This is a genomic window from Arthrobacter sp. 05T423 (assembly GCF_056396245.1).
Genome location: NZ_JBFTLC010000016.1, coordinates 82,169 through 107,164, shown reverse-complemented (window position 1 = coordinate 107,164; position 24,996 = coordinate 82,169). Strand labels below are relative to the sequence as shown.

General features: G+C 66.4%; 23 protein-coding genes. 12 read left to right on the top strand and 11 right to left on the bottom strand.

Annotation, left to right across the window (positions count from 1 at the left end; all coding sequences use genetic code 11):
• Positions 1–231, top strand: a 231-nt coding sequence (locus AC1DFE_RS13520) for an SRPBCC family protein (RefSeq protein WP_476906388.1), incomplete at its 5' end; no start/stop codon positions are given.
• A gap of 108 nt (positions 232–339) precedes the next feature.
• Complete coding sequence (locus AC1DFE_RS13515; RefSeq protein WP_476906387.1) at positions 340–1,590, top strand: macrolide family glycosyltransferase; 1,251 nt, start codon at positions 340–342, stop codon at positions 1,588–1,590.
• On the opposite strand, the gene AC1DFE_RS13510 is transcribed toward AC1DFE_RS13515, so the two are convergent.
• Positions 1,587–2,408: an IclR family transcriptional regulator gene (locus tag AC1DFE_RS13510; protein WP_476906386.1), complete on the bottom strand. Its 822-nt coding sequence runs from the start codon at positions 2,406–2,408 to the stop codon at positions 1,587–1,589. The genes AC1DFE_RS13515 and AC1DFE_RS13510 overlap by 4 nt on opposite strands.
• 362 nt (positions 2,409–2,770) lie before the next feature.
• Here AC1DFE_RS13510 and hxlA point away from each other — a divergent pair, with 362 nt between their 5' ends.
• Positions 2,771–3,394, top strand: a complete 624-nt coding sequence (gene hxlA / locus AC1DFE_RS13505) for a 3-hexulose-6-phosphate synthase (RefSeq protein WP_476906385.1) — start codon at positions 2,771–2,773, stop codon at positions 3,392–3,394.
• Between the two features lie 142 nt (positions 3,395–3,536).
• On the opposite strand, the gene AC1DFE_RS13500 is transcribed toward hxlA, so the two are convergent.
• Both AC1DFE_RS13500 and AC1DFE_RS13495 read right to left on the bottom strand, forming a co-directional pair.
• Positions 3,537–3,887 (bottom strand): hypothetical protein, encoded by a 351-nt coding sequence (locus AC1DFE_RS13500; RefSeq protein ID WP_476906384.1) that lies wholly within the window; start codon positions 3,885–3,887, stop codon positions 3,537–3,539.
• A gap of 267 nt (positions 3,888–4,154) precedes the next feature.
• Positions 4,155–5,171: an EAL domain-containing protein gene (locus AC1DFE_RS13495; RefSeq protein ID WP_476906389.1), complete on the bottom strand. Its 1,017-nt coding sequence runs from the start codon at positions 5,169–5,171 to the stop codon at positions 4,155–4,157.
• 226 nt (positions 5,172–5,397) lie between these two features.
• On the opposite strand from AC1DFE_RS13495, the gene AC1DFE_RS13490 reads away from it, so the two are divergent.
• Positions 5,398–5,937: a hypothetical protein gene (locus AC1DFE_RS13490; RefSeq protein WP_476906383.1), complete on the top strand. Its 540-nt coding sequence runs from the start codon at positions 5,398–5,400 to the stop codon at positions 5,935–5,937.
• 161 nt (positions 5,938–6,098) lie between these two features.
• On the opposite strand, the gene AC1DFE_RS13485 is transcribed toward AC1DFE_RS13490, so the two are convergent.
• Entirely contained in the window at positions 6,099–6,515 is a 417-nt protein-coding gene (locus AC1DFE_RS13485; RefSeq protein WP_476906382.1) for a response regulator transcription factor, read from the bottom strand.
• Positions 6,516–7,273: 758 nt separating this feature from the next.
• On the opposite strand from AC1DFE_RS13485, the gene AC1DFE_RS13480 reads away from it, so the two are divergent.
• A complete protein-coding gene (locus AC1DFE_RS13480; RefSeq protein ID WP_476906381.1) occupies positions 7,274–8,743 on the top strand; it encodes a CBM96 family carbohydrate-binding protein in 1,470 nt (489 codons plus the stop codon).
• 13 nt (positions 8,744–8,756) lie between these two features.
• Here the strand turns inward: AC1DFE_RS13480 and AC1DFE_RS13475 are convergent, their stop codons facing one another.
• Positions 8,757–9,224, bottom strand: coding sequence for a hypothetical protein (locus AC1DFE_RS13475; RefSeq protein ID WP_476906380.1), 468 nt, complete (start codon positions 9,222–9,224; stop codon positions 8,757–8,759).
• Positions 9,225–9,368: 144 nt separating this feature from the next.
• Positions 9,369–10,040: a GntR family transcriptional regulator gene (locus tag AC1DFE_RS13470; RefSeq protein ID WP_476906379.1), complete on the bottom strand. Its 672-nt coding sequence runs from the start codon at positions 10,038–10,040 to the stop codon at positions 9,369–9,371.
• A 144-nt stretch (positions 10,041–10,184) separates the two neighbouring features.
• Between AC1DFE_RS13470 and AC1DFE_RS13465 the strand changes: the two genes are divergently transcribed.
• The 7 genes from AC1DFE_RS13465 to purU are packed head-to-tail and all read left to right on the top strand — an operon-like array spanning position 10,185 to position 19,008.
• Positions 10,185–11,540 (top strand): serine hydroxymethyltransferase, encoded by a 1,356-nt coding sequence (locus tag AC1DFE_RS13465; RefSeq protein ID WP_476906378.1) that lies wholly within the window; start codon positions 10,185–10,187, stop codon positions 11,538–11,540.
• Positions 11,537–12,757, top strand: coding sequence for a sarcosine oxidase subunit beta family protein (locus AC1DFE_RS13460; protein WP_307105398.1), 1,221 nt, complete (start codon positions 11,537–11,539; stop codon positions 12,755–12,757). The genes AC1DFE_RS13465 and AC1DFE_RS13460 overlap by 4 nt, the downstream gene beginning before the upstream one ends.
• Positions 12,758–12,784: 27 nt before the next feature.
• Positions 12,785–13,156 carry a sarcosine oxidase subunit delta gene (locus AC1DFE_RS13455; RefSeq protein ID WP_476906377.1) on the top strand — a complete coding sequence of 124 codons (372 nt, stop codon included), beginning with the start codon at positions 12,785–12,787 and terminating at the stop codon, positions 13,154–13,156.
• Positions 13,153–16,104, top strand: coding sequence for a sarcosine oxidase subunit alpha family protein (locus AC1DFE_RS13450; RefSeq protein ID WP_476906376.1), 2,952 nt, complete (start codon positions 13,153–13,155; stop codon positions 16,102–16,104). Before AC1DFE_RS13455 ends, AC1DFE_RS13450 begins: the two co-directional genes overlap by 4 nt.
• Positions 16,097–16,732, top strand: a complete 636-nt coding sequence (locus tag AC1DFE_RS13445; RefSeq protein WP_476906375.1) for a sarcosine oxidase subunit gamma — start codon at positions 16,097–16,099, stop codon at positions 16,730–16,732. Before AC1DFE_RS13450 ends, AC1DFE_RS13445 begins: the two co-directional genes overlap by 8 nt.
• The gene (locus AC1DFE_RS13440) at positions 16,732–18,105 is read left to right on the top strand and encodes an L-serine ammonia-lyase (RefSeq protein ID WP_476906374.1); all 1,374 of its coding nucleotides are present in this window, start codon (positions 16,732–16,734) and stop codon (positions 18,103–18,105) included. The genes AC1DFE_RS13445 and AC1DFE_RS13440 overlap by 1 nt, the downstream gene beginning before the upstream one ends.
• 3 nt (positions 18,106–18,108) lie before the next feature.
• A complete protein-coding gene (gene purU, locus AC1DFE_RS13435) occupies positions 18,109–19,008 on the top strand; it encodes a formyltetrahydrofolate deformylase (RefSeq protein WP_476906373.1) in 900 nt (299 codons plus the stop codon).
• Between the two features lie 176 nt (positions 19,009–19,184).
• On the opposite strand, the gene bcp is transcribed toward purU, so the two are convergent.
• The 5 genes from bcp to gcl form a co-directional block, all read right to left on the bottom strand.
• Positions 19,185–19,664 (bottom strand): thioredoxin-dependent thiol peroxidase, encoded by a 480-nt coding sequence (gene bcp / locus AC1DFE_RS13430; RefSeq protein WP_476906372.1) that lies wholly within the window; start codon positions 19,662–19,664, stop codon positions 19,185–19,187.
• Positions 19,665–19,745: 81 nt separating this feature from the next.
• Positions 19,746–20,459 carry a winged helix-turn-helix domain-containing protein gene (locus tag AC1DFE_RS13425; RefSeq protein ID WP_476906371.1) on the bottom strand — a complete coding sequence of 238 codons (714 nt, stop codon included), beginning with the start codon at positions 20,457–20,459 and terminating at the stop codon, positions 19,746–19,748.
• 10 nt (positions 20,460–20,469) lie between these two features.
• On the bottom strand, positions 20,470–21,813 hold the full coding sequence (gene allB, locus AC1DFE_RS13420) for an allantoinase AllB (protein WP_476906370.1): 1,344 nt from the start codon (positions 21,811–21,813) through the stop codon (positions 20,470–20,472).
• A complete protein-coding gene (locus AC1DFE_RS13415; protein WP_476906369.1) occupies positions 21,806–23,032 on the bottom strand; it encodes a glycerate kinase in 1,227 nt (408 codons plus the stop codon). The genes allB and AC1DFE_RS13415 overlap by 8 nt, the downstream gene beginning before the upstream one ends.
• A gap of 56 nt (positions 23,033–23,088) precedes the next feature.
• The gene (gene gcl, locus AC1DFE_RS13410; RefSeq protein WP_476906368.1) at positions 23,089–24,867 is read right to left on the bottom strand and encodes a glyoxylate carboligase; all 1,779 of its coding nucleotides are present in this window, start codon (positions 24,865–24,867) and stop codon (positions 23,089–23,091) included.
• Positions 24,868–24,996: the final 129 nt, after the last annotated feature.

Sequence of the window (24,996 nt, the reverse complement as noted above, 5' to 3'; positions counted from 1 at the left end):
GACTTCGACGCGTGCGAACGCTGCCAGCCGGGCATGGGCTCCAAGTCCTACGCCAAGGGCGGCGTGCTGGTTCCGAGCGAGCACCACATCGGCGCGTTCCACGACTGGATCCACGAACTGGTCGGCGACGTCCCGCCCACAGGAGAAGCACTCCTGGGCATCAACGAGAACACCCCGCCACTGGAGGAACGCGCCGAAACCCTCCAACGCAAAGAAACCCCCGCAACCTAAGGCACGCCTAAACGGCCGATGATTGAGCCTCCCGAAATCGCGGGAGGCTCAATCGCTTTTTAAGCGCGTACGATGATCCTGTCGCTGCCCGGCGAAGGAGTATCTGCCATGCATTTCGCCTTTGTTTGTCTGCCTGCCACGGGCCACGTGAACCCGACGCTTCCGGTGGTCGCAGAGCTGGTTCGCAGGGGCCACCGCGTCACGTATGCCACCTCGGCCAAGTACGCGGACGCCGTCGAATCTGCCGGGGCCATCTTTTTCGAGAACGGCGAGGACCTGTCCGCGCAGTTCCCCAGGTTCGGCAACACGGCTCCAGGCGGTTCCGCGGACGACGCCGGCCGGTCGCCCCGGGCGGGCATGCTCGCGGGGCTAGGGTCAGGGATGATGTCCGGACTGCTCGAACGGCTTCTGGAGAGGGCACGGGAAGAGTTTCCCGCCCTGGTGGCCAGGCTGGCTGCCGATCGGCCGGATGCGGTCTGCTACGACGCCATGACCCTTGCCGGGAAGATGGCCGCCATGAAACTTTCCCTGCCCGACATCGCGTTGCTGCCGACCTATGCCACCAATGAACATTTCTCGATGCGGGAGCTGATGCCGGCCCGTCCGCCGGCAGAAATGCTACGCGCCTGGAAACAGGTCCGTCAGCTTATCGAGGACTTCGCCAGCGAGCAGGGCCTGGCAGGGTTCAACTTTATGGAAGGACCCTCGGCGTCCTTGAACATCTGCTTCATCCCGCGGGAATTCCAACCGGCGGGGGACACGTTCGATGAGCGTTTCCACTTCGTGGGCCCCAGCCTTGGCCGGAGGGGAAATGAGGAGGAGTGGCAGCCCCGCCTGAAAGACGCGCCGCTACTGTTCATTTCGCTGGGAACCACCCCGCTGAACGACCGGCCGGGCTTCTTCCGGATGTGCCTGGAAGCCTTTGCCGGCACTGAATGGCAGGTGGCCATGGCCATCGGCGACCGCCTGAATGTGGCCGAACTGGGGGAGATTCCGCAGAACGTTGAAGTCCGGCCCTTCTTTCCGCAGCTGGATGTTTTGCGCCACGCCGACGTTTTCCTCTCCCATACGGGGATGAACTCGACCATGGAGGCGCTGTATCTGGGCGTCCCGATTGTTGCGTCTCCGCTGCAGCCTGAGCAGGAGGCCAACGCCCGCCGCGTCGAGGACTTGGGTTTGGGACACCGACTTCCTGCCGATGGACTCACCCCGGAAATGATTCGGGGCGCCGTGACGGACGTCAGTCAGGACCAGGGGATCCGGAGCGCCATTGCAGCGATGAGTCAGCGCGTTCGCGGCTCCGGCGGGGCGACGGCGGCCGCAGACGCCATGGAGCAGTACCTGTTGGACTTGGCCTAGCGGCGCGTGTAACCCATGTTGGCGCTGATCCGCAGGCCGGCCAGCCCCAGTCCCTCGATGAGGCCGGGAGTTTTCTCCGGGTCGAAGCGGAAGGCCGGGCCGGAGATGCTGACAGCGCCGATGACCGTTCCCAGGTGGTTGTAGACCGGCACTGCCATCGAGTTCAGCCCGATTTCGAACTCTTCAAGGACCACCGCATAGCCGTCGTGGGCGACGTCGAGAAGCTGCTTTTCGAGTTTGTCACGGCTTGTAATGGTCCGCTGGGTGCGGGCCGGCAAACCGGTCTCCTTCAGGATCCGTTCCCGTTCTTCCACAGTCAGCGCCGCCAACAAAACTTTGCCGCTCGACGTCGCGTGCAAAGGAGTCAAGCTGCCCACCCAGTCATACGTAGCCAATGTTGACGGCCCCATGGCCTGGTCCACGTTCACGGCGTAATTGGACCGGAGTACGGCAAGGTTCACCGTTTCCTTGAACTCGTCGGCCAGGCTTTCGAGAACAGGGCGTGCCTCGCGGACCAGGCTCAGCCGGCCGGGAATGGAACTGGCCAGGCGCAGGATGCCGAAGCCCAGCTGATACTTGCCCCGTTCGCTGTTCTGGTGGACCATCTCCCTGCTCACCAGGGAGCCGAGGAGCCTGGACGCCGTGGACTTGTGAATGCCCATTTCCGCGGCAATCTCACTCACGCCTGCATGGCCTTCGCGGGCCAGGATCTCCAGGACGGCGAGGGCCCGGTCCACAGACTGGACGCCGCCATGCTGGCCACCCTCGCCCTCGCCCTCGGCGTCGGCATCGGATTCAAGGACGTTGTTCGAAGCCATGTCCTGATCCTATGCCGGGAAGTGTGACGGAGCCGACATTGCGTTAAGCCGGGTTAACACCTGCACGCAATCTCAGGAGCCGCCTATCCCTTTGGGTGGGAAAGACTGTCCGATCATGGCGTAGTGCACGCCCCCTTAGCGTTCCAAGATGGAAGGGCAGCATCGTCGATCCAGCGGACAGTCGCCCGGGTGGATCGGGAACAGGTTGCCGCCCTCGCTTCAGAAATCCGGCGCGGCGAGCGGATCTTCGTCACGGGTGCCGGCCGCAGCGGCCTCGAGCCCCGGTCAGCAGTCTCGCGACAATGAGCCTCGAAAAAGCCAACCAGCCATCAAAACCCACTCAATAACTAAGGAATAGACACATGAAACTCCAAGTCGCTATCGACCTCCTCACCACCGAAGCCGCCCTCGAACTGGCCGGCAAGGTTGCCGAACACGTCGACATCATCGAACTCGGCACGCCCCTGGTGAAGAGCGAAGGGCTCTCCGTCATCACCGCCATCAAGAACGCCCACCCGGACAAGATCGTCTTCGCTGACCTAAAGACCATGGATGCCGGCGAACTTGAAGCCGACATCGCGTTCAAGGCCGGCGCCGACCTGGTCACCGTGCTCGGCGCGGCCGACGACTCCACCATCGCCGGCGCCGTCAAGGCTGCCAAGGCCCACAGCAAAGGCGTCGTCGTCGACCTCATCGGCGTCGCAGACAAGGTCACCCGCGCCAAGGAAGTCCGCGCTCTGGGTGCCAAGTTCGTCGAGATGCACGCCGGCCTGGACGAGCAGGCCAAGCCCGGCTACAACCTGAACGTGCTCCTGAGCGCCGGCGAGGAATCCCGCGTTCCGTTCTCCGTGGCCGGCGGCGTGAACCTTTCCACCATCGAGGCGGTCCAGCGTGCGGGCGCCGATGTGGCCGTCGTCGGCGGTTCCATCTACAGCGCCGCGGACCCGGAGCTGGCCGCGAAGGAACTGCGCGCAGCTATCATCTAGGTCTTTCTCACCAACGCCGACGGCGGCACCGCCGCCGGGGCGGCCCTCACCGGGAGGTGGGGGCCGCCATTGGCGTTGGAAGCAGGCCGTTCCGGAAACAGGGCTACGGTGACCCGGCTGCTCGTGTGGAACGCCGGTGCGGCTAGGAACACGAATCCCCGTCTGGCTCGAGACCGGGCAGGGACTTGAGGACAACCTCCAGCCCAGCACCGTTCGGTGACTGGCCAGCGGACTGACCCGATGCGCCTGCGTCAGCGGCGGCCTCCACCCCAGCCTCCACCCCGACCTCTGCCGGCCTGTTCTTGCTGCGGTGGGTGGTCCTGTGCTCCGCGCGGGCGTGGTGGGCCGGGGAAGTAGCTGATACCAGGATCACGGCATCGTGGGTGATCTGTTGTTTCGCCTGCCCCTGCGCGGCTAGTGTTCCACTGCCGGCCGCCGCCACGAGGATGGCTATGCCCGCCACGGCGGCGGCCCTACGCGTACGTGTTTTCATGCTGGCCTCTTCCGGACCTGTCGGCCGAGATCTCCAGCGCGGGCGCCAAGGAGAAGTGGCCCTTTCTCGAAAGTTACGCCTGCTCGGCCGAGACAAAAAGCCCGCCGGTCAGATTAAGAGGGAACTCCCAGCTTGGCTCGAGCTTCCGACTACATCCGCAGAGAAGTGATGGGAGCCTCCTGTCACGAAGCCGCACAGCGGCAGCCATGCCACTCCTTGAAAAGTGCGCTCAAAGAGTGGCCCATAAAAACCGAGTGCGCACTGTTTTTATCCGCGACCCTCCACCGGATCGGTGTGGCCGGTCCACGCAGCCCAGTCCCTGGGATCCACCGACGGCCTGCCGAGCAGGTAGCCCTGGCCTCTGAGGATTCCCATTTCCACGACGGCGGCCAGTTCCTCGGTACTTTCGATTCCCTCGGCGGATAGCGTGGCGCCGGTTTCCTCGGCAAGTTCGAAAACCGAAGGGGCGGCAGCCAGCCCGGCGCCTGTTGCCACGGCGCCGGCGAGGAAGTCGCGGTCCACTTTGATGATGTCCGGCAGCAGGTGCAGGATCTGCTTCGCCGAGGTGGCGGCTGGCCCTGACCCGTCCACGGCAAGGCGCACCCCCCGCTGGCGCAGTGGTCTCAGGACCGCGGCAAGTGCGGCCAGTTGCCCATCCGCAAGGTCGCCCATGATTTCGATGACCATCCTGTCCGGCGCGACGGTCCCGCCCAGCATCAGCGTCTGCACACGGGGGTCTGCGCACGCTGTTGGACTGAGGTTGAACGATGCGAACAGGTGGGGCGGAATCTCTGCTGTTGCGGCGAGAGCGAGATGCAGGGCGGCGATTTCAAGGTCAGGCCCCAGCCCCATGGCGGCAGCTCCGCGGAACCAGATGTCGGCGCTGGTTCCTTCATGGCTGACGAACCGCGCCAGCGCCTCAACTCCGATCACTTCTCCGCCGGGCAGTTGCCGGATGGGCTGAAAGGCCGTCAGCAGCATCCTCGTTCCCTGGCCGGCCGGGGTGTGCTCGGATGCAGCCTCCCCTGAATCATAAGCTGCATCCTCTAGCGAGGAATCCGGGACGTTCCGGGTGCTGACCAGGTGGTGCAGCAGAGCCTGTTCAGGCTCATCCATGTGCGCCGCCAGCAGGTCGAGCAGCTGCTCCCTGGCCCAGGCCTTCTGCGGATCGGAGTCTGCCAGGACGTCGCTGATGATCTCCAGCACCTGGCGCCGAAGCGTTTCTCCGTCCACGTTACGGAACAGTTCCGGTGTATGTTCACCGTCCGGAGGCGACTCGTCCATGGCCTTCACACTACTCCTCGGTAGTTGATGCCGCGATTGACGGGAAGGCTCAAGGCCGCCGCCGCTGCCCTGGCCAGGGACGCCGGTTTCCCAGTTTCAGGGCTCACAGCCTCCTGACAGTGTCCGAACAGCGGTGCCCTAACCTGCTGCCGGATCTTTGGTGAAGGGGCTAGGACAGATGCCCTTCCGTTCAAAGCCGTATCGCACGGCCGATTAAGGAGACACCATGTCACGAACCAAGAGAATCACCCTCGGCATCACCGCTGGCGCCCTGGCGGCGGGCGCCGGCCTGGGGGTTACCGGAATGGCCTCGGCCGCCACCACTCCGAGCCCCAGCGCAACGTCGAGCACATCGACGGACAAAAGCGCATCGACTGACGGATTCAGGGGCCACAAGGGCGACCGCGGCCAGATTGCGGCAGACCTTGCCACCAAGCTGGGTGTTGACGAAGCGAAGGTGACCGCGGCAATCCAGGCGTTCCGTGATGCCAACAAGCCGACAACGGCGCCTACGGAGGGCACCGGACCTGACCGCACAGCCCAGGATGCCGCAATGGCCAAAAACTTGGCGACGGCACTCGGAGTGGATGAATCCAAAGTCACTGCGGCCCTGACGGAAATCCGCACGGCGGAGCAGGCGGAACACGCAGCCGCGCTGAAGACCAAGATGGACACGGCTGTCAAGGACGGCACCCTGACCCAGGCCGAAGCCGATGCCGTCACGAAGGCCGTCGAGAAAGGCGTGATCGGAGGTGGCGGCCACTAGAAACTCCTACACGAGGCTGCCGGCACCGTCAGCCCCTGAAGTCACCCATGACCTGAATTCACCCATGAACGAGGAATCCCCCGGGAAAGTCCCGGGGGATTCTCATCCCCGCATTCCCCAAACGCTCCCGCAGATCCCGTCGCTTTGCGCGGATCCCTTCCTCAGCTGCTGCCGTTTGATACCGCCGCCAGTGCCTGGTCCAGCAGACCCAACCGGGCGGCCTTCTGGACGGCCATCAGCCGGTCGCCCACGTCAAGCTTGCGGTAGATGTGTTCGAGGTGCTTCTGCGCTGTGCGCGGGGAGATGTTGAAGCGATGGCCCAGCGACGTTGCGGTCAGACCCTGGCCAAGCAGCCCCAGGATCGCGAGTTCCCGCTGGGTCAGTCCGGGCGCATCCGCGAGCTGGGTCTCCGAGGCCCACGTGATTTGGTGGTACAGGCCTGTCAGTATCGGCTGAAGGGCCACGGCCAGCGTGAATTCGTTCTCGTCGAATTCGCGGTCGGGCCTCGCGAGCAGATAGGCGCGGTGAACCGGGCCCTCCAGGAGCAACGGGATGGCCAGCTGGTAGTTGTTTCCCATGGGCCTCGCCAAGTCCTGCCATTCGGATTGCATGCGCCAGTCAGCCACTTGGCTGGGTACCCGGGCAAGGGACTGCGGGCCCGAAAGTCCGGATACGGCATACCAGCGCAGCAGCGGCTGCCAGGAGGCGTCAGGAATGCGCGGTCCCGGAGGGAGGTTAGGGAGATAATCACCGGGCCAACAGCCCTCCACATGATCAACCCAGTCCGGCCCGACGCTGCTGCGGCTGCAGCAAGCAGCGCTGAACGAAGCCGTGAGCCGCTTCGATATTTCCTCCTCCGGGCGGGGATGGGCCGCAAAAGGGCGCTGCAGGAATTCGCCGATAAATTCCAGCCAGTCCCGATATAACGCTTCATTGCGCGCCATCCGAGCATTCTAGCAATCAGGGCCGCGGCTACACAGTTTTAATTTTGAATTTGTCGATGACAATTAACGGAAACTATTTGCAAAACTTACTGACTGACCGTCCGCAAGAAAGATACTCATAAAAGCCATACGCATAAGTGCGTACAGCCCTCCATTTATCGGGCTTCATATAATGAGGCCACCGGCAATAGGCACCGCTCCGTCCAGTCAGTCAGGGACGTGGAAGCCATCGCCAGCCGAGCTCCCGCGGGCAAGGCCCGGGGTGCATTAAAACAATATTTTACCGACAGGGCATTGTTTATCCGTTCCCACCCTGCCGCAGGCGGAGGGTGCATGCGCGGCACTGTAAGGCCGCGCACCGGGACAATGCCCGGCAAGATGGGAATTTTCTCATGAAACCGCAATTACGCTCCGCGCTCCAGCGGGGCAATGTGCAGGATGACCGTCATTGTTCGAAGAACGCGCATCTTCGGCCCGCTGCCGTGGTTGCAGCATTGCTGCTCACGGCCACTTTTTCTTTAACTGCCGTTCCTGCCCGGGCCGCGACAATTACCCTTGGGCCGACGGCCGATGCGGTCGTGAAAAGTGCGACCCCAGGCACCAATTACGGCAACGCGACGGGCCTGAAGGCCGACAACAGCCCCGTGGAGATGTCGTTCCTGAAATTCGTTGTCACGGGTACCGGAGGTACCGTCACGGCCGCCAAGCTGCGGCTCTTCGTGGCAGACCCGTCGCCGGTTGGCGGCCAGTTCCGGAACGTGCCCGACAACAGCTGGGCTGAAGGTTCGGTGACCTGGTCGAATGCCCCTGCCGCCAGCAGCACGAACATCGCATCACTGGGAGCCGTCAGCACCGGGACCTGGGTGGAAGTGGATGTCTTCAGCCTGATCAAAGGCGACGGAACGTACTCCCTGCGCATCAGCAGCACGTCCTCGGACGGCGCAATCTACGACTCAAAGGAATTCAGCGACGCCGCCCGCCGGCCGCAACTGGTCCTCACCACCGGCTCCACGCCGCCGCCCCCGCCGCCGCCGGGCTCACCTTGCGGAACAGCAGCCGCACCGCCGTCCACTTATGACCACGTCATCTGGATCATTTTCGAGAACAAGAAGTACTCCCAGGTCATCGGCAGCCCCAGCGCACCGTACATGACCCAGATGTCCCAGAAGTGCGCCAGCCTTACCAGCTGGACCGACGCCGGGTCCGCGTTTCCTTCGCTGCCGAACTATATCGCCCTGACCTCCGGAAGCAACCAGGGCGTGACATCGGACAGCAGTCCGGGCAGCCTTCCGGCCATCACCGCGGATAATCTCTTCCGCCAGGTCCGGGCACGTGGGCTGACCGAGAGGAGCTACCAGGAAGACATGCCGTCGAACTGCAGGTTGACCGATTCGAGCCCGTACGCGGTTCGGCACAATCCCGGCGTGTACTACCAGGGGACGGGCGACAGGGCGGCGTGCGCAACGAACAACGTGTCGCTTGGGACCACCACGTCCGGGAACCTGTTCAGAGACCTGGCGAACAATACGCTTCCCGGCTTCTCGCTGATCACCCCGAACGTCTGCAATGACATGCATGACTGCAGCATCACCACGGGCGACTCCTGGCTCTCGAGATGGCTGCCAGTGATCCTGGCGAGCCAAAGCTACCAGGCGGGACGAACCGCCGTCGTGGTTCTGTTCGACGAGGACACCCCCATTCCGAACATCGTGGTGGCACCCTCCGTGGTTCCGGCAACGGTCGTGACAGGGGCCTACAACCACTATTCGCTGCTGCGGGCCACCGAGGAAATGCTTGGCATTACCAACTTCCTGCTGAATGCCAGGACAGCGCCGAGCCTTCGGCAGCCGCTGAACCTATAGCCCGCTCCAGGTTCTAGCCCCGCTCCAGGTTCACAGTCCAGGAGCCGCTGGCATTGACCGAGGAGCACTGGAACTCCGTGGGAGAGGCCTTACCGGCGGAAGGGTCAGTGTAGGAGCCGGTGGTTTCGAAGGTGCCCCTCTTCGCCTTGGCAGTGGATTTGGTGCCGGGCTGGACCTCGGCGGTGGGGTACTTCTCAGTCACGCGCATTTCGCACACCGTGCTGGCCTCGTCCAGGAGCTCCGCGGCCGCCGGCTTCGCGGCTTGCTCTGTGGGGGAGGCGGAAGCCGGGGACGCGGAGCTCTGAGCGTCGGGGGCCGTGGCCGCAGGTGAAGGGGGAGCGGTGGCAGCCTGCTGTTCTGCCCGCGGAGCCAGCGCGGACACGGCGATGGCCACGCCGGCCAGGACCACCACCATGGCGGCAAGGAGGATGAAAAGCAAACGACGCCGGGACGCGGCTTGGGGGGTGGGGTCAACGGACACGGCGTGCCTCTTTCGAAACGCTGGTCAGGCCTGGAAGCGGCAGGTACCTGGCCCTGCGGTCACCCTCATTGGCGGCGGACGTTTCTGGCAGAATATCGGTCCGGCTGGCCGGCAACAAGGCATGCGGCGATCCCAAGGTGCTCCCTATAGCACCTTGCGGATGGTCTCCTCGAAGCTCGTGACGTGGTGCAGCGCGAGCTCCCCTGCCTTGTCCGCGTCCCCCTCGGCCACCGCCCGGAGCAGGTCCACGTGCTCGCTGATGTGGCCGCTCACCGACGGGACCTTGTCCAGGACCAGGCACCAGATGCGCGTGGCGAGGTTGTCGTAACGGACCAGGGTGTCCTCGAGGTGCGGGTTCGCCGCGGCGCGGTAGATCAGGCGGTGCACCGTCAGGTCGTAGCGCATGAGCTCGCGCGACTGGGCGGGGGTGGGGGCCAGCTCCGAGATGGCCTTGGCGACATCCAGCAGTTCCCCGCGCATGGCGGTGTTGGCCCGCTTGGCGGCCCGGCGCGCCGCGAGCGGTTCAAGCAGCTCCCGGATCTCCGAGACGTCGGCCAGTTCCGTGAAGTCGACGGTGGTGGCGAATGTCCCCCGGCGCGGGTACGACACCACCAGATGATCCACCTCCAGCCGCTTGATGGCCTCACGCACGGGCGTGCGCCCGAAACCGAGTTCAGTCGCCAGCTGGCCGTCATTGATGGGTTCGCCCGGCCGGATGTCCAGCATGATCAGTTTGTCGCGCAGCTGCCGGTACGCAGCCTCGGCCTGGGACAGCACTTCGTCCTCGGCGGGGGGCATGGCGGGAAGAGCATTCACAGCGAGACTCCGTTCATGGGCTCCAAGCGGAAGCTAAGTGCCATTTTGCTTCCTGCTATTGACTCTGTTGTGAGCTCAATCATACCATTGACCTCACACTGATATATCAGTCATAAGCAAAGTGGTATTTCATAAGGAGCATTCGTGGTTGAGCAGTTGAACGACCGACTTTCCGCAGTCGATCCCGAGATCCAGCAAGCAGTCGCCCGCGAGCTGGACCGCCAGCAGTCGACGCTGGAAATGATCGCCTCGGAGAACTTCGCTCCTGCGGCCGTCATGGAGGCGCAGGGTTCGGTCCTCACCAACAAGTACGCCGAGGGCTACCCCGGCAAGCGCTACTACGGCGGCTGCGAGCACGTGGACGTCGTTGAGCAGCTGGCCATCGACCGCGTGAAGGCACTGTTCGGCGCCGAGTTCGCCAACGTCCAGCCGCACTCCGGCGCCCAGGCCAACGCGGCCGCCATGTTCGCCCTGCTGAACCCGGGCGACACCATCATGGGCCTGGACCTGGCCCACGGCGGCCACCTCACCCACGGCATGCGCATCAACTTCTCCGGCAAGCTCTACAACGTGGTCCCGTACCACGTCCGCGAAGCTGACTTCCGCGTGGACATGGCCGAGGTCGAGGCACTGGCACTGGAGCACAAACCGAAGCTGATCGTGGCCGGCTGGTCCGCCTACTCCCGCCAGCTCGACTTCGCCGAGTTCCGCCGGATCGCCGACCTCGTCGGTGCCTACCTGATGGTGGACATGGCCCACTTCGCCGGCCTCGTCGCCGCCGGCCTCCACCCCAACCCGGTGCCGTACGCCGACGTCGTCACCACCACCACGCACAAGACCCTCGGCGGCCCCCGAGGCGGCGTCATCCTCGCCAAGGAGCAGTACGCCAAGAAGATCAACAGCGCCGTCTTCCCCGGCCAGCAGGGCGGCCCGCTGGAGCACGTCATCGCCGCCAAGGCCGTGGCCTTCAAGCTGGCAGCAACCGAGGGCTTCAAGGAACGCCAGGAGCGCGTCCTGGAGGGCGCCAAGCTGCTGGCCGAGCGCTTCCTGCAGCCCGACGTTGAAGCCGCCGGCATCACGGTGGTCAACGGCGGCACGGACGTCCACCTGGTGCTCGTTGACCTGCGGAACTCCGAACTGGACGGCCAGCAGGCAGAGGACACGCTGCACCGCATCGGCATCACCGTCAACCGCAACGCCGTCCCGTTCGACCCCCGCCCGCCGATGGTCTCCTCCGGCCTCCGGATCGGCACCCCCGCCCTGGCCACCCGCGGCTTCGGCGCCGCCGAGTTCACCGAGGTTGCTGACATCATCGCCACGGCGCTGATTGCCTCTGTCAATGCCGGCACAGACGGCACCGGAACGCTCGACGACGGCACCGCCGTCGAACTCCGCGCCCGCGTCACTGCTCTCGCCGAGCAGTTCCCCCTGTACCCCCAGCTCAGCGGCGCAACCGAGATCGCCGCGTTTGAAGATGACATGATTGGAGCGGCCCAGTGAGCACCCACCAGCTCCCGGAGCACCCGGATTTCCTGTGGCACAACCCGGAGCCCAAGTCCTCCTATGACGCCGTGATCGTCGGCGGTGGCGGGCACGGCCTGGCCACCGCGTACTTCCTGGCCAAGAACCACGGCATGACCAACATCGCCGTCCTGGAAAAGGGCTGGCTGGCTGGCGGCAACATGGCGCGGAACACCACCATCATCCGTTCCAACTACCTTTGGGACGAGAGCGCCGCCATCTACGAGCACGCCCTGAAGCTGTGGGAGATCCTGCCCGAGGAGCTGGAGTACGACTTCCTCTTCAGCCAGCGCGGCGTGATGAACCTGGCCCACACCCTGGGCGACGTGCGCGAGAGCATCCGCCGTGTGGGCGCCAACAAGCTCAACGGCGTGGACGCCGAGTGGCTGGACCCGCAGCAGGTCAAGGAACTCTGCCCCATCCTGAACATCCGCGACGACATCCGCTACCCGGTCATGGGCGCCACCTACCAGCCGCGCGCCGGCATCGCCAAGCACGACCACGTCGCCTGGGCCTTCGCCCGCAAGTGCGACGAGCTGGGCGTGGACATCATCCAGAACTGCGAAGTCACCGGCTTCGTGAAGGACGGCAACCGCGTGGTGGGCGTCAAGACCAACCGCGGCACCATCAACACCGAAAAGGTGGGCCTCTGCGCCGCCGGCCACAGCTCGGTCCTGGCGGAAATGGCAGGTTTCCGCCTCCCCATCCAGTCCCACCCGCTGCAGGCACTCGTCTCCGAGCTCCACGAGCCGGTCCACCCCACCGTCGTCATGTCCAACCACGTCCACGTGTACGTCTCCCAGGCACACAAGGGCGAACTGGTCATGGGCGCCGGCGTCGACTCGTACAACGGCTACGGCCAGCGCGGTTCCTTCCACGTCATCGAGCACCAGATGGCTGCCGCCGTCGAGCTGTTCCCGATCTTTGCCCGGGCACACGTGCTCCGGACCTGGGGCGGCATCGTGGACACCACGCTGGACGCCTCGCCGATCGTGGGCACCACCCCGGTGGACAACATGTTCGTCAACTGCGGCTGGGGAACCGGCGGCTTCAAGGGCACGCCGGCCGCCGGCCTGACCTTCGCGCACACCATCGCCACCGGCGCACCGCACAAGCTCAACAGGCCATTTGCCCTGGAACGCTTCGAAACCGGTGCCCTGATCGACGAACACGGCGCTGCCGCCGTCGCCCACTAGCCACGGTCCACAAGAAAGAAGACGCACATGCTGCTTATCTCCTGCCCCAACTGCGGCCCGCGGGACGAAACCGAGTTCCACTACGGCGGCCAGGCCCACGTGCCCTACCCCGAGAACCCCAACGACCTCACCGACCGGGAATGGGCCGAGTACCTGTTCTACCGCGAGAACACCAAGGGCACCTTCGCCGAACGATGGGTGCACAGCACCGGCTGCCGGCAGTGGTTCAACATGCTTCGCGACACGGTCACGTACGACATCCAGGCCGTCTACCAGATGGGGGTGCCGCGGCCTGCCGCGCCCGCCCCACGCGCAGCTGATACCGGCACCGCCAGCACCGGCGCCGCCAGCACCACCCCCCTCAGCCCCAGCACCGCCCCGGAAGGAGCGACCAAGTGACCTCCCAGAACGCGCGCCTCAGCACCGGCGGCCGCATCGACCGCAGCATCTCCTGGCGCTTCACCGTGGACGGCGAGGAATTCACCGGACACCCGGGCGACACCCTGGCCTCCGCGCTGCTGGCCAACGGCCGCATCGCCGCCGGCAACTCGCTGTACGAGGACCGTGCCCGCGGCATCCTGGCCGCCGGCGTGGAAGAGCCCAACGCCCTGGTCCGCATCGAGGCCCGGTTCCCCGGCGACGTGGCCGAGTCCATGCTCCCTGCCACCACCGTTTCCCTGGTGGATGGCCTGCAGGCCGGCTTCCTGAACGGCCTGGGCAAGCTGGATCCGGCCGATGACCGCGCCGAGTACGACAAGAAGTACGTCCACACCGACGTCCTGGTGATCGGTGGCGGCCCCGCCGGCCTGGCTGCGGCCCGCGAAGCTGTCCGCAGCGGCGCCCGCGTCATCCTGATGGACGACCAGCCTGAACTCGGCGGATCGCTGCTGTCCGGATCCACCGCGCCCGGCCTGGCTGAAACCATCGAGGGCAAGCCCGCCTTGGAATGGGTTGCCGACGTCGAGGCTGAGCTGGTCTCCGGCGCCGAAAGCACCGTGCTGAACCGCACCACCGCGTTCGGTGCCTATGACGCCAACTACGTCATCGCCGTGCAGAACCGCACCGACCACCTCTCCAGCCCGGCCGCCGCCGGCGTCTCCCGCCAGCGTATTTGGCACATCCGTGCCAACCAGGTTGTCCTAGCCCCGGGCGCCCACGAGCGTCCCCTGGTGTTCGAGAACAACGACCGCCCGGGCGTCATGCTCGCCTCGGCGGCCCGCAGCTACCTGAACCGCTACGCCGTGGCCGCCGGGTCCCGCGTGGTCATCAGCACCACGAACGACTCCGCCTACGCCCTGGCTTCGGACCTGCGCGCCGCCGGCATCAAGGTCGCGGCCGTTGTGGACGCCCGCTCCAGCCTCACGCCGGTGGCTTCCGCCGCCGTGGAAGCCGGCACCCGGGTGCTCATCGGCAGCGCGGTCGCCAACACCTCTTCCTCGGAGGACACCGAAGACGGCCGGCTGAACGGCGTCACCGTCCGCAGCATTAACGACGACGGCGAACTCACCTCGGGCATCGAAGAGATCGCCGCCGACCTGCTGGCAGTCTCCGGCGGCTGGAGCCCGCTGGTGCACCTGCACTCGCAGCGCCAGGGCAAGCTGCGCTGGGACGAGGACCTCGCGGCCTTCGTGCCGGCCACCATCGTCCCGAACCAGCAGACCATCGGCTCGGGCCGCGGCAGCTTCGAACTCGCTGACTGCCTGGCCGAAGGCATCTCGGCCGGAGCTTCGGCGGCCATCGCCGCCGGCTTCGAGTCCGCCGTCGAGCCCTCCGCCCTCGGGGAGCCGAAGGCATCCGCCCCGACCCGGCAGCTGTGGCTGGTTCCCGGCCAGACCGGAACCCCCGACGACTGGCACCACCACTTCGTCGACTTCCAGCGTGACCAGTCCGTGGCCGACGTCCTGCGCTCCACCGGCGCCGGCATGCGGTCCGTGGAGCACATCAAGCGCTACACCTCCATCAGCACCGCCAACGACCAGGGCAAGACGTCCGGCGTAAACGCCATCGGCGTCATCGCCGCGGCGCTCCGCCAAGCCGGCGAGGCGTCCCGGGGCATCGGCGACATCGGCACCACCACCTACCGTGCACCGTTCACCCCCGTGGCCTTCGCGGCACTGGCCGGACGCCAGCGCGGCGAGCTGTTCGACCCCGCCCGTGTCACCTCGATCCACCCGTGGCACGTTGCCCAGGGTGCACTGTTCGAGGACGTCGGGCAGTGGAAGCGGCCCTGGTATTACCCGCAGAACGGCGAGGACATGGACGAAGCGGTGCTCCGCGAGTGCGCCGCCGTCCGCGATTCCGTGGGCTTCATGGACGCCACCACCCTCGGCAAGATCGAGATCCGTGGCAAGGACGCCGGTGAGTTCCTGAACCGGATCTACACCAACGCGTTCAAGAAGCTGGCTCCGGGTTCCGCCCGCTACGGCGTCATGTGCCTCCCGGACGGGATGATCTTCGATGACGGCGTGACCCTGCGCCTGGACGAGGAAACCTACTTCATGACCACCACCACCGGCGGCGCCGCCAAGGTGCTGGACTGGCTGGAGGAATGGCTGCAGACCGAATGGCCGGAACTCGATGTGCACTGCACCTCGGTGACCGAACAGTGGAGCACGATCGCCGTCGTCGGACCCAAGTCCCGCGACGTCATCGCCAAGGTTGCCCCGGAACTGGCTGCCAACGGCGGCCTGGACGCCGAGGCCTTCCCGTTCATGACCTTCCGCGAAACCACCCTTGCGTCCGGCGTGAAGGCCCGCATCTGCCGGATCTCGTTCTCCGGTGAACTGGCCTACGAAATCAACGTGCCGTCCTGGTACGGGCTGAACACCTGGGAGTCCGTTGCCGCAGCCGGTGCCGAGTTCAACATCACCCCCTACGGCACCGAAACCATGCACGTGCTCCGCGCCGAGAAGGGCTACCCGATCGTCGGGCAGGACACCGACGGCACCGTCACCCCGCAGGACGCGGGCATGGAGTGGATCGTCTCCAAGGCCAAGGACTTCATCGGCAAGCGCTCCTACTCCCGCATGGACCAACAGCGCGATGACCGCAAGCACCTGGTCAGCGTCCTGCCAGTGGACGGCTCGCTGAGGCTGCCGGAAGGAACCCAGCTGGTGGAGAAGGGCATCCCGGCGAACCCCGCCTACGGCCCGGTCCCGATGCAGGGCTTCGTGACCTCCAGCTACCACAGTGCCGCCCTGGGCCGGTCGTTCGGCCTGGCCCTGATCAAGAACGGCCGCAACCGGATCGGCGAGACCCTGGTGGCCGCCGCCGGCAACCAGCTCGTCGACGTAGTCGTGGCAGAAACCGTACTGTTTGACCCCGAAGGGACCCGCAAAGATGGCTAACACCGCAGCCTTCACAGGCATCAATGGACTCCGGGAAATCCGCCGCAGCCCAGCCCTACACCTGGCCGAAGCATTCAACTCCGGGTCCGTGCAGGGAACAGTCACCCTCAAAGAGGGCCCGTTCCAGACCATGGCCGGCGTCCGGGTGGACCCCAGCTCCGAGGCCGGCGCCCGGATCGGCTCCGTCACCGGCGGCCTGCCGGAGCGCTGTGGCGATGTCCGCGGCACGGACCGGCTCAGCGTCCTGTGGCTCGGCCCCCAGGAGTTCCTCATCGTGGCGCCGGAAGACGCCCACGACTCCCTCGGCGGGGACCTGATCGGCTCCCTCAAGTCCGCCCTGGGCGACGCCGCCGGGCAGGTGGTGGACCTGTCCGCCAACCGCACCACGTTCGAGCTGTCCGGACCGCGGGCCCGCGCAGTGCTGGAGAAGGGCTGTGCCCTGGACCTGCACCCGCGCACCCTCAACCCGGGCACTGCCCTGAACACCGAGGTGGGCAACATCCCTGTGGTCCTGTTCAAGACCGGGGAGGAAAGCTTCCGGCTGTTCCCCCGCGCCTCGTTCGCGGACTACCTGGGCCGTTGGCTCCTGGACGCCATGAGGGAGTTCGCTTCCCCTGAGGTGCCCTGATGGCGCTGAGCGCCCTGGACCTGTTTTCCGTTGGCATCGGGCCGTCGTCGTCACACACGGTCGGCCCGATGCGGGCGGCAAAGCAGTTCGCCGACGGGCTCAAGGGCGGCGGACTGCTGAGCTCCACCACGCGGGTCCAGGCAGAGCTGTTCGGGTCCCTGGGTGCCACCGGGCGCGGCCACGGCTCCGACAAGGCCGTGGTGTTGGGCCTGCAGGGCCTGGTTCCGGAGACCGTGGACACGGCCACCGCCGATGACCAGGTGGCGGCCGCCGCCCTGGACGCGGAACTCCGCATCGGCGGGGACCACCGGGTGGACTTCAACTGGGACGAGGACGTGGTGCTGCACCGGCGCAAGTCGCTGCCTGCCCACCCCAACGGCATGACCTTCCGCGCCCTGGACCACGCCGGCACGGTGCTCAGCGAACGGAGCTTCTACTCCATCGGCGGCGGCTTCGTCGTTGACGGCGATGCCGACGCCGGCGCCAAGGTGGTGGCGGACGAAACCCCGCTGCCGTACCCCTTCACCACGGCCAACGAGCTCCTGGAGATCTGCAGCCGCGAAAACATGTCGATCTCGGACGTGATGCTCGCCAACGAGCTGGTGTGGCGCAGCGAGGCGGAACTCCGCGAGGAACTGCTGAAGCTGTGGGCCGTCATGCGCGAATGCGTGGACAACGGCTGCGCCGCCGAAGGCATCCTGCCCGGCGGGCTGAACGTGCGGCGGCGGGCGCCGTCGCTCTTCCAGACCCTCTCGAAGGACTCCGGCAGCACCGACCCGCTGCGCGCCATGGAATGGGTAAATCTCTTCGCACTGGCCGTCAACGAGGAGAATGCGGCCGGCGGCCGCATCGTCACCGCCCCCACCAACGGGGCGGCCGGCATCGTGCCGGCGGTCCTGCACTACTACATGAAGTTTGTTCCCGGAGCGGACGACGACGGTGTGGTGCGCTTCCTGCTGGCGGCGGCCGCCGTCGGGATTCTGTTCAAAATCAATGCCTCCATCTCCGGCGCGGAGGTGGGCTGCCAGGGTGAGGTGGGCTCGGCCTGCTCCATGGCCGCCGCCGGGCTCTGCGAGGTGCTGGGCGGCACGCCCGAACAGGTGGAGAACGCCGCCGAGGTGGGGATCGAACACAACCTGGGCCTGACCTGCGACCCCGTGGGCGGCCTGGTGCAGATCCCGTGTATCGAACGGAACGCGATCGCCAGCGTCAAGGCGATCAACGCCGCGCGCCTGGCCCTGCACGGGGACGGCAGCCACAAGGTGTCGCTGGATAAGGCCATCAAGACCATGCGCGAGACCGGCGCCGACATGAAAACCAAGTACAAGGAAACCTCTCGAGGAGGCCTCGCTGTGAATGTAATTGAGTGCTGAACCATGACTGCTATTCAGACTGAGGAGCGTGCCGCGGGGCAGGCAGCCAACGGCGTCGAGCACGTGCTGACCCTGGACTGCCCCGAAGGCCCGGGCATCGTGCACGCCGTCTCCGGCTTCCTGCTGGAGTATGGCTGCGACATCATCGACAACAAGCAGTTCGGCGACCGGTCCGAAGGCCACTTCTTCATGCGGGTGCACTTTGCGTCGGACGGCAACGAGTCCACGCTGGAGCAGCTGCGCACCGGGTTCACTCCGGTTGCGGAGAAGTACAACATGAAGTGGCGGCTGGAACGGAACGGGTCCCGCCGCAAGGTCCTGATCATGGTCTCTAAGTTCGGCCACTGCCTCAATGACTTGCTCTTCAGGTCCCGGGTGGGGGAGCTGCCCATCGAGGTTGTGGGCGTGGTGTCCAACCACACGGACCACCAGGGCCTCGTGGAGTGGCACGGCATCCCGTTCTTCCACGTCCCCGTCACCGCGGCCACCAAGCCGCAGGCGGAGGCGCGGCTGCTGGAAATCGTGGACGAGCTCGATGTTGAGCTGGTGGTGCTGGCCCGCTACATGCAGGTCCTCAGCGACGACCTGGCCCGGAAGCTGGACGGCAAGGCGATCAACATCCACCACTCGTTCCTGCCGTCGTTCAAGGGTGCCAAGCCGTACCACCAGGCCTACGCCCGCGGCGTGAAGACCGTTGGTGCCACCGCGCACTACGTCAATGCGGAACTCGACGAGGGCCCGATCATCGCGCAGCAGGTGGTCGAGGTGGACCACACCTTCGGCCCGGAGGACCTGGTCGCCGCCGGCCGGGACACCGAGTGCAAGGCGCTCAGCAACGCCGTCCGCTGGCACTGCGAAGGCCGCATCATCCTGAACGGCAACCGGACCGTGGTCCTCAAGTAGGGACGCTCTCTCACTTCCTGCCGCTTAAACCCGGACGCTCTATCAGGTCCTGCCGCTTAAACCGAAACGCTCCTGCAGTTCATGCAGGAGCGTTTCGCTTTAAGCTGCGAAAGGTGAGAGAGCGTTGGTGGTAACGCTGCGAAAGGTGACAGAGCGTTTGTGGTGAGGGAGCGTGCTTAGACGCCGAGCTCTTCGCGGAGCGCCTGGACGTGGCCCTGCGCCTTGACCTGGTAGTGGGCCAGCGTGACCTTGCCTTCGGGGTCCAGGACCACGGTGGAGCGGACGATGCCCTCATGCACTTCGCCGTCGATGAGCTTCTCGCCCCAGGCGCCGTAGGCCAGGGCCACGGCGTGGTCCTCGTCGGCCAGCAGCGGGAAGGTGAGCGCGAAGTCGCCCGTGAAGTTGGCCAGCTTCTCCGGTGCGTCGGGGGAGATGCCCAGCACCGCGTAGCCCGAGCCCTGGAAGGAGGCCAGGTTGTCGCGGAAGTCGCAGGCCTCGGTGGTGCAGCCGGGGGTTGCTGCCTCGGGGTAGAAGTATACGATGACGTTCTTGCCGCGGTAGTCGGCCAGCGTGGTCTGCTTGCCTTCTGCGTCCCGCAGGGTGAAGTCCGGCGCCTGGGTTCCGGGCTGGAGCTTGGTGGTCAGTTTGGGGCTCATGGCATTCCTTCTGGATCTGGGTCGAGCGAAAAATCTGGTCAAGCACAATGACTGATCGGACTGATATGGATAACAGCAGCCTTAGATACTGTATTCCGCCGGACCTCGCACGGTGGCTGCGGGTCCGCAGATGAAGCGGTAGCCGCCGCCGCGGACCGTGGCAATCGCGTGCCGGCCGCCGCGCAGCTTCCGCCGCACCCGGCCCACGTAGACGTCGATGGAGCGCGTCGCGGCGCCGGGGCTGTCGAACGACTCCAGGAACAGCCGCAGCTCCTCCCGGTCAACGGTCCGCGAACAGTGCTCCACGAGGTAGCGAAGCAGCTTGAATTCGACGCCGGTCAGGGGCACCCGCTCGCCGTCCAGCAGGACTTCGGATTGGGCAAGGTCCACGGCCACCTGGCTGACGCGCCCGGCCGACGGCGGGAGGTGGGTTGCGCCGCCGTCGTCCGTTTCCGGGGACTGCAGTTCCGAGGAGTCCGGTTGCGGGGAATCCTCCAGGGAGGACGACGGTGGCACGGGAGTTCCGCCGTCGGGCGCACCTTGGTGTTCCCCCTCCCCTGGGGGTGTGCCCGGGTGCGTCCCGGCGGCGGAAGTTGCAGCTCCGGCGGCGGGCCAGTGGACTTCCGCCTCCGGAGCAAATTGAAGGGCCCGCGCCAGCACAAGCTCGGCGGCCCGGGCCAGGATGTCCGGATCGATGTCCTGGCCTTCGGGGGGAGCTACCCACACGGCCAGGCCGTGGGCCTTGGCGCCCCAGGGGGCGGAAGAGCCGCGCGGTGAATGGGCATGCACAGCCACCGCGCGGTCCTCAGATGCCGCCGCGGCGGATCAGCTTGCCGCCGGGGGTCTGGCCGTTCACCACGTTGCCGCGCAGGTACGTGCGGCGGACCACGCCGGAGAGTGCCTTGCCGTCGTACGGGGTGATGGGGTTCTTGTGCTTGAGCTTGGACACGTCCACCACGAAGGCCTCGTCCTGGGCGAAGACAGAGAAGTCGGCGTCGTAGCCCAGAGCCAGCTGGCCCTTGTTGGAAAGGCGGGCCAGGGCAGCCGGCTTCTCAGCCATCCACGACACCACCTGCTCCAGCGGGATGCCGCGGTGCCGGGCCTCGGTCCAGATCAGGGACAGGCCCAACTGCAGCGAGGAGACCCCGCCCCAGGCCACGGCGAAGTCACCGTTTTCCAGGTCCTTCAGGTCCAGCGTCGAGGGCGAATGGTCGGAGACGATGCAGTCGATGGTGCCGTCCTGCAGGCCCTGCCAGAGGAGCTCGCGGTTGGAGGCCTCGCGGATGGGCGGGCAGCACTTGTACGCGGTGGCGCCGTCGGGGATTTCCTCGGCCATCAGCGTGAGGTAGTGCGGGCAGGTCTCCACGGTGAGGTGCACGCCGTCGCGCTTTGCCGAAGCGATCATGGGCAGCGCGTCAGACGACGAGAGGTGCAGGATGTGGGCGCGGGCACCGGTCCAGCGGGCACGCTCGATCACCTCGGCGATGGCCTTGTTCTCGGCGCCGCGGGGGCGGGAGGCGAGGAACGTGGAGTAGTGTGCGCCGCCGGGGTGGGGTGCGTGGTCGATCGCGTGCGAGTCCTCGGCGTGGACGATCATGAGTGAGTCGAAGGACTTCAGCTCGCGCATGTCCTCTTCCATCTCGTCCGCCTCCAGGTGCGGGAACTCGTCCACGCCGGAGTGCAGCAGGAAGCACTTGAAGCCGAAAACGCCCTCGTCGTGCAGCGGGCGCAGGTCGGCCTTGTTGCCGGGGATGGCACCGCCCCAGAACCCGACGTCAACGAACGCCTGGTCCTCGGCCACCTCGCGTTTGAGCTTGAGGCCCTCCACATTGGTGGTGGGTGGTATGGAGTTCAGCGGCATGTCGATGATGGTGGTGACGCCGCCGGCTGCCGCGGCGCGGGTGGCGGAGGCGAAACCCTCCCACTCGGTGCGGCCGGGCTCGTTGACGTGGACGTGGGTGTCCACCAGGCCGGGGATCAGGGTTTCGTCGTCGGCGAGTTCGATGACCTCGGCCCCGGCGAGGCCGTTGCCGAGCGGTTCGAGGGCGACGATCTTGCCGCCGCGCACGCCCACTTCACGGGCCGCGATCCCGGCGGTGGTGAGGATGCGCCGGCCCCGGATGACCAGGTCAAAGCGTTCTTCAGACATTCAGGGGCTCCTTCGTGTAAGCACTGTCGGTCAGGTGCACGCCGATGTGCTGACCCAATTCTTCAAGCAGTCGGCCTGCTTCAGCTATACATATCTCTACATTGCTTTCCAATGCCGTCAGAGGGTAGACCTGCCGGAAACCGGAATTCTGCTGCTGTTCAGGCGAAAGCGTGGTACGGCCGCACACGGCGACCACCGGCACTCCGGCCCCTGCGGCAGCGCGGGCAACACCCATGGGGGTCTTGCCCAGCAGGCTTTGTTCGTCGAGGCTGCCTTCGCCCGTGATCACCAGGTCCGCGCCGGCCAGCCGTTCCGCCAGGCGGGTGAATTCAAGCACGACGTCGATGCCCGGGCGGCGTGATGCCGCCAGTGCCGCGATGGCGGCGTATCCGACGCCGCCGGCCGCTCCGGCACCCGGCGCGTTGGCGGCCTTGACCGCCCGCGGCCCGATCTCCGCGGCGAGCACCTGGACGAAGTTGGCGAGGGCGGCGTCCAGTTCGCCGACGTCGGCGGGGGTGGCGCCCTTCTGCGGCCCGAAGATGGCTGCCGCGCCTTCCGGGCCGAGCAGCGGGTTGTCCACGTCGCTCGCGAGGATGAAACGGGACTCCTCCAGCCGGGTGTCGAAGCCGGAGAAGTCGATGGCCGCCAGGTCTGCGAGGGCGGCGCCGCCCAGGGGCAGTTCGTTGCCGGCGGCGTCGAGCAGCCGCGCGCCGAGCCCCTGCAGCACACCCGCGCCGCCGTCGGTGTTGGCGCTGCCGCCGACGCCCAGGATGAACTGGCGGCAGCCGGCGTCGAGCGCCGCGCGGATCAGCTCGCCGGTGCCCAGGCTGCTGGCAGTCCGGGCAGAGTCCGAACCCGGCCGCGCGCCGTCGTCCTTGGACACCGCGGAGGGCGGCAGGACGGCGAGGCCGGACGCGGCAGCCATTTCGATCACGGCCTCCCGGCCGCGGACCGCGAACTCCGCCGTTAGCGGCTGCCCGGTGGGGCCGCTGACCACGGCGCGGCGGCGGGTGAAGCCGGAGCCGACGGCGGCGTCGAGGGTGCCCTCGCCGCCGTCGGCCACGGGAATCCGCAGTACCTCAAGGGTGCCCTGTCCCTCCAGGCTGCCTGGGCCGGCCGCTGTGGCGGAGCCCTTCCGGAGCCCTGATTCCAGGTGCCGGGCCACGTCCGGGGCGGAGAGTGAACCCTTGAACTTGTCCGGCGCGATCACGATGCGCATTGCTTGCCTATCTTCGGTACTTTTTCGGTGCGGCTGGTTTTTAGTCCTGCAGGCTGTTAGTCCTGCAGGGCCAGGATGGCGGTGGGGGCGTCGGCTGCGGTGGCGGCCAGTTCCTCGAACTCGTTCACGGCGTTGATCTCCAGGCCCATGGAGATGTTGGTGACCTTTTCCAGGATCACTTCAACCACCACGGGAACCTGGAACTCGCCCATCAGTGCCTTGGCCTTGTCGAACGCGGCGGGCATGTCCTCCGGGCTGGTCACGCGGATGGCCTTGCAGCCCAGGCCCTCGGCCACCTTGATGTGGTCCACGCCGTAGCCCTCGGTCTCGGGGGAGTTGATGTTATCGAAGCCCAGGGACACGTGGTAATCCATGCTGAACCCGCGCTGGGACTGGCGGATCAGGCCCAGGTAGGAGTTGTTCACCACCACGTGGATGTACGGCAGGTTGAACTGCGCACCCACGGCCAGTTCCTCGATCATGAACTGGAAGTCGTAGTCGCCGGAGAGCGCCACCACGTTCTCGCCCGGTTTGCCGCGCACGACGCCGAGGGCGGCCGGTGCGGTCCAGCCCAGCGGGCCTGCCTGGCCGGCATTGATCCACTTGCGGGCGCCGAACACGTGCAGCATCTGGGCGCCGGCGATCTGGGACAGGCCGATGGTGGACACGTAGGTGGTGTCCTTGCCGAAGGCCTTGTTCATCTCCTCGTACACGCGCTGCGGCTTCATTGGCACGTTGTCGAAGTGGGTCTTGCGGTGCAGGGTGGCCTTGCGCCCCGCGCACTCGGCTACCCAGCCCTTGTAGTCCGGGAGGGTTCCGGCGGCTTGGCGTTCGCGGGCGATTTCCAGCAGTCCGTCCAGGGCGGCGCCGGCGTCGGAGGCGATGCCGAAGTCCGGGGAGAACACGCGGCCGATCTGGGTGGGCTCGATGTCGATGTGCACGAACTTGCGGCCCGCAGTGTAGGTGTCCAGGCCGCCGGTGTGGCGGTTGGCCCAGCGGTTGCCGATGCCGATCACGAAGTCGCTGCGCAGGAAGGACTCGTTGCCGTAGCGGTGGGACGTCTGCAGGCCCACCATGCCGGCCATCAGTTCGTGGTCGTCCGGGATGGCGCCCCAGCCCATCAGCGTGGGGATGACGGGAACGTTCAGCAACTCGGCCAGTTCCACCAGCTGGGCGGAGGCGCCGGCGTTGATGATGCCGCCGCCGGCCACGATCAGCGGGCGCTCGCCTGCCGTCAGCATGTCCAGGGCCTTTTCGAGCTGCTTGCGGGAAGCCTTGGGCTTTTCGACGGGCAGCGGCTCGTAGGTGTCGATGTCGAATTCGATCTCGGTCATCTGCACGTCGATCGGCAGGTCCAGCAGCACCGGGCCGGGGCGGCCGGAGCGCATCAGCTGGAAGGCCTTCTGGAAGGCGCCGGGGACCTGACCGGGCTCCAGGACGGTCATGGCCATTTTGGTGACGGGCTTGGCGATGGACTCGATGTCCACGGCCTGGAAGTCTTCCTTGTGCAGCTTGGCCACGGGGGCCTGGCCGGTGATGCAGAGCATGGGGATGGAGTCGGCCCACGCGGCGTACAGGCCGGTGATCATGTCGGTGCCGGCCGGGCCGGAGGTGCCGATGCAGATGCCGATGTTGCCGTCCTTGGCCCGGCTGTAGCCATCGGCCATGTGGCTGGCGCCTTCAACGTGCCGGGCCAGGGTGTGGCGGATGCCGCCGTGGGCTTTCATGGCGGAGTAGAACGGGTTGATCGCCGCACCCGGCAGGCCGAACGCCTCGGTGGCGCCCTCCTTTTCCAGGATGGCGATGGCAGCGTCTACGGTGCGCATCTTGGTCATGGTGTGCTCCTAAAAAGTCTGTTTTTGGGTGTGCTGAAGTGACCCCGCGACTATCGCCGGGCACTCTATTGGGGTGCCGCCGTCGTACTTCCCGACGGCGGGCGGTGAGTTTGGTGGGCCAGTTTTTGT

Bases quoted from the DNA above. Each gene is read 5' to 3' on its own strand.
- AC1DFE_RS13515 (WP_476906387.1), top strand. From the start codon at position 340: ATGCATTTCGCCTTTGTTTGTCTGCCTGCCACGGGCCACGTGAACCCG.
- AC1DFE_RS13510 (WP_476906386.1), bottom strand. From the start codon at position 2,408: ATGGCTTCGAACAACGTCCTTGAATCCGATGCCGACGCCGAGGGCGAG.
- hxlA (WP_476906385.1), top strand. From the start codon at position 2,771: ATGAAACTCCAAGTCGCTATCGACCTCCTCACCACCGAAGCCGCCCTC.
- AC1DFE_RS13500 (WP_476906384.1), bottom strand. From the start codon at position 3,887: ATGAAAACACGTACGCGTAGGGCCGCCGCCGTGGCGGGCATAGCCATC.
- AC1DFE_RS13495 (WP_476906389.1), bottom strand. From the start codon at position 5,171: ATGGACGAGTCGCCTCCGGACGGTGAACATACACCGGAACTGTTCCGT.
- AC1DFE_RS13490 (WP_476906383.1), top strand. From the start codon at position 5,398: ATGTCACGAACCAAGAGAATCACCCTCGGCATCACCGCTGGCGCCCTG.
- AC1DFE_RS13485 (WP_476906382.1), bottom strand. From the start codon at position 6,515: ATGGGAAACAACTACCAGCTGGCCATCCCGTTGCTCCTGGAGGGCCCG.
- AC1DFE_RS13480 (WP_476906381.1), top strand. From the start codon at position 7,274: ATGAAACCGCAATTACGCTCCGCGCTCCAGCGGGGCAATGTGCAGGAT.
- AC1DFE_RS13455 (WP_476906377.1), top strand. From the start codon at position 12,785: ATGCTGCTTATCTCCTGCCCCAACTGCGGCCCGCGGGACGAAACCGAG.
- AC1DFE_RS13445 (WP_476906375.1), top strand. From the start codon at position 16,097: ATGGCTAACACCGCAGCCTTCACAGGCATCAATGGACTCCGGGAAATC.
- AC1DFE_RS13440 (WP_476906374.1), top strand. From the start codon at position 16,732: ATGGCGCTGAGCGCCCTGGACCTGTTTTCCGTTGGCATCGGGCCGTCG.
- purU (WP_476906373.1), top strand. From the start codon at position 18,109: ATGACTGCTATTCAGACTGAGGAGCGTGCCGCGGGGCAGGCAGCCAAC.
- bcp (WP_476906372.1), bottom strand. From the start codon at position 19,664: ATGAGCCCCAAACTGACCACCAAGCTCCAGCCCGGAACCCAGGCGCCG.
- allB (WP_476906370.1), bottom strand. From the start codon at position 21,813: ATGTCTGAAGAACGCTTTGACCTGGTCATCCGGGGCCGGCGCATCCTC.
- AC1DFE_RS13415 (WP_476906369.1), bottom strand. From the start codon at position 23,032: ATGCGCATCGTGATCGCGCCGGACAAGTTCAAGGGTTCACTCTCCGCC.
- gcl (WP_476906368.1), bottom strand. From the start codon at position 24,867: ATGACCAAGATGCGCACCGTAGACGCTGCCATCGCCATCCTGGAAAAG.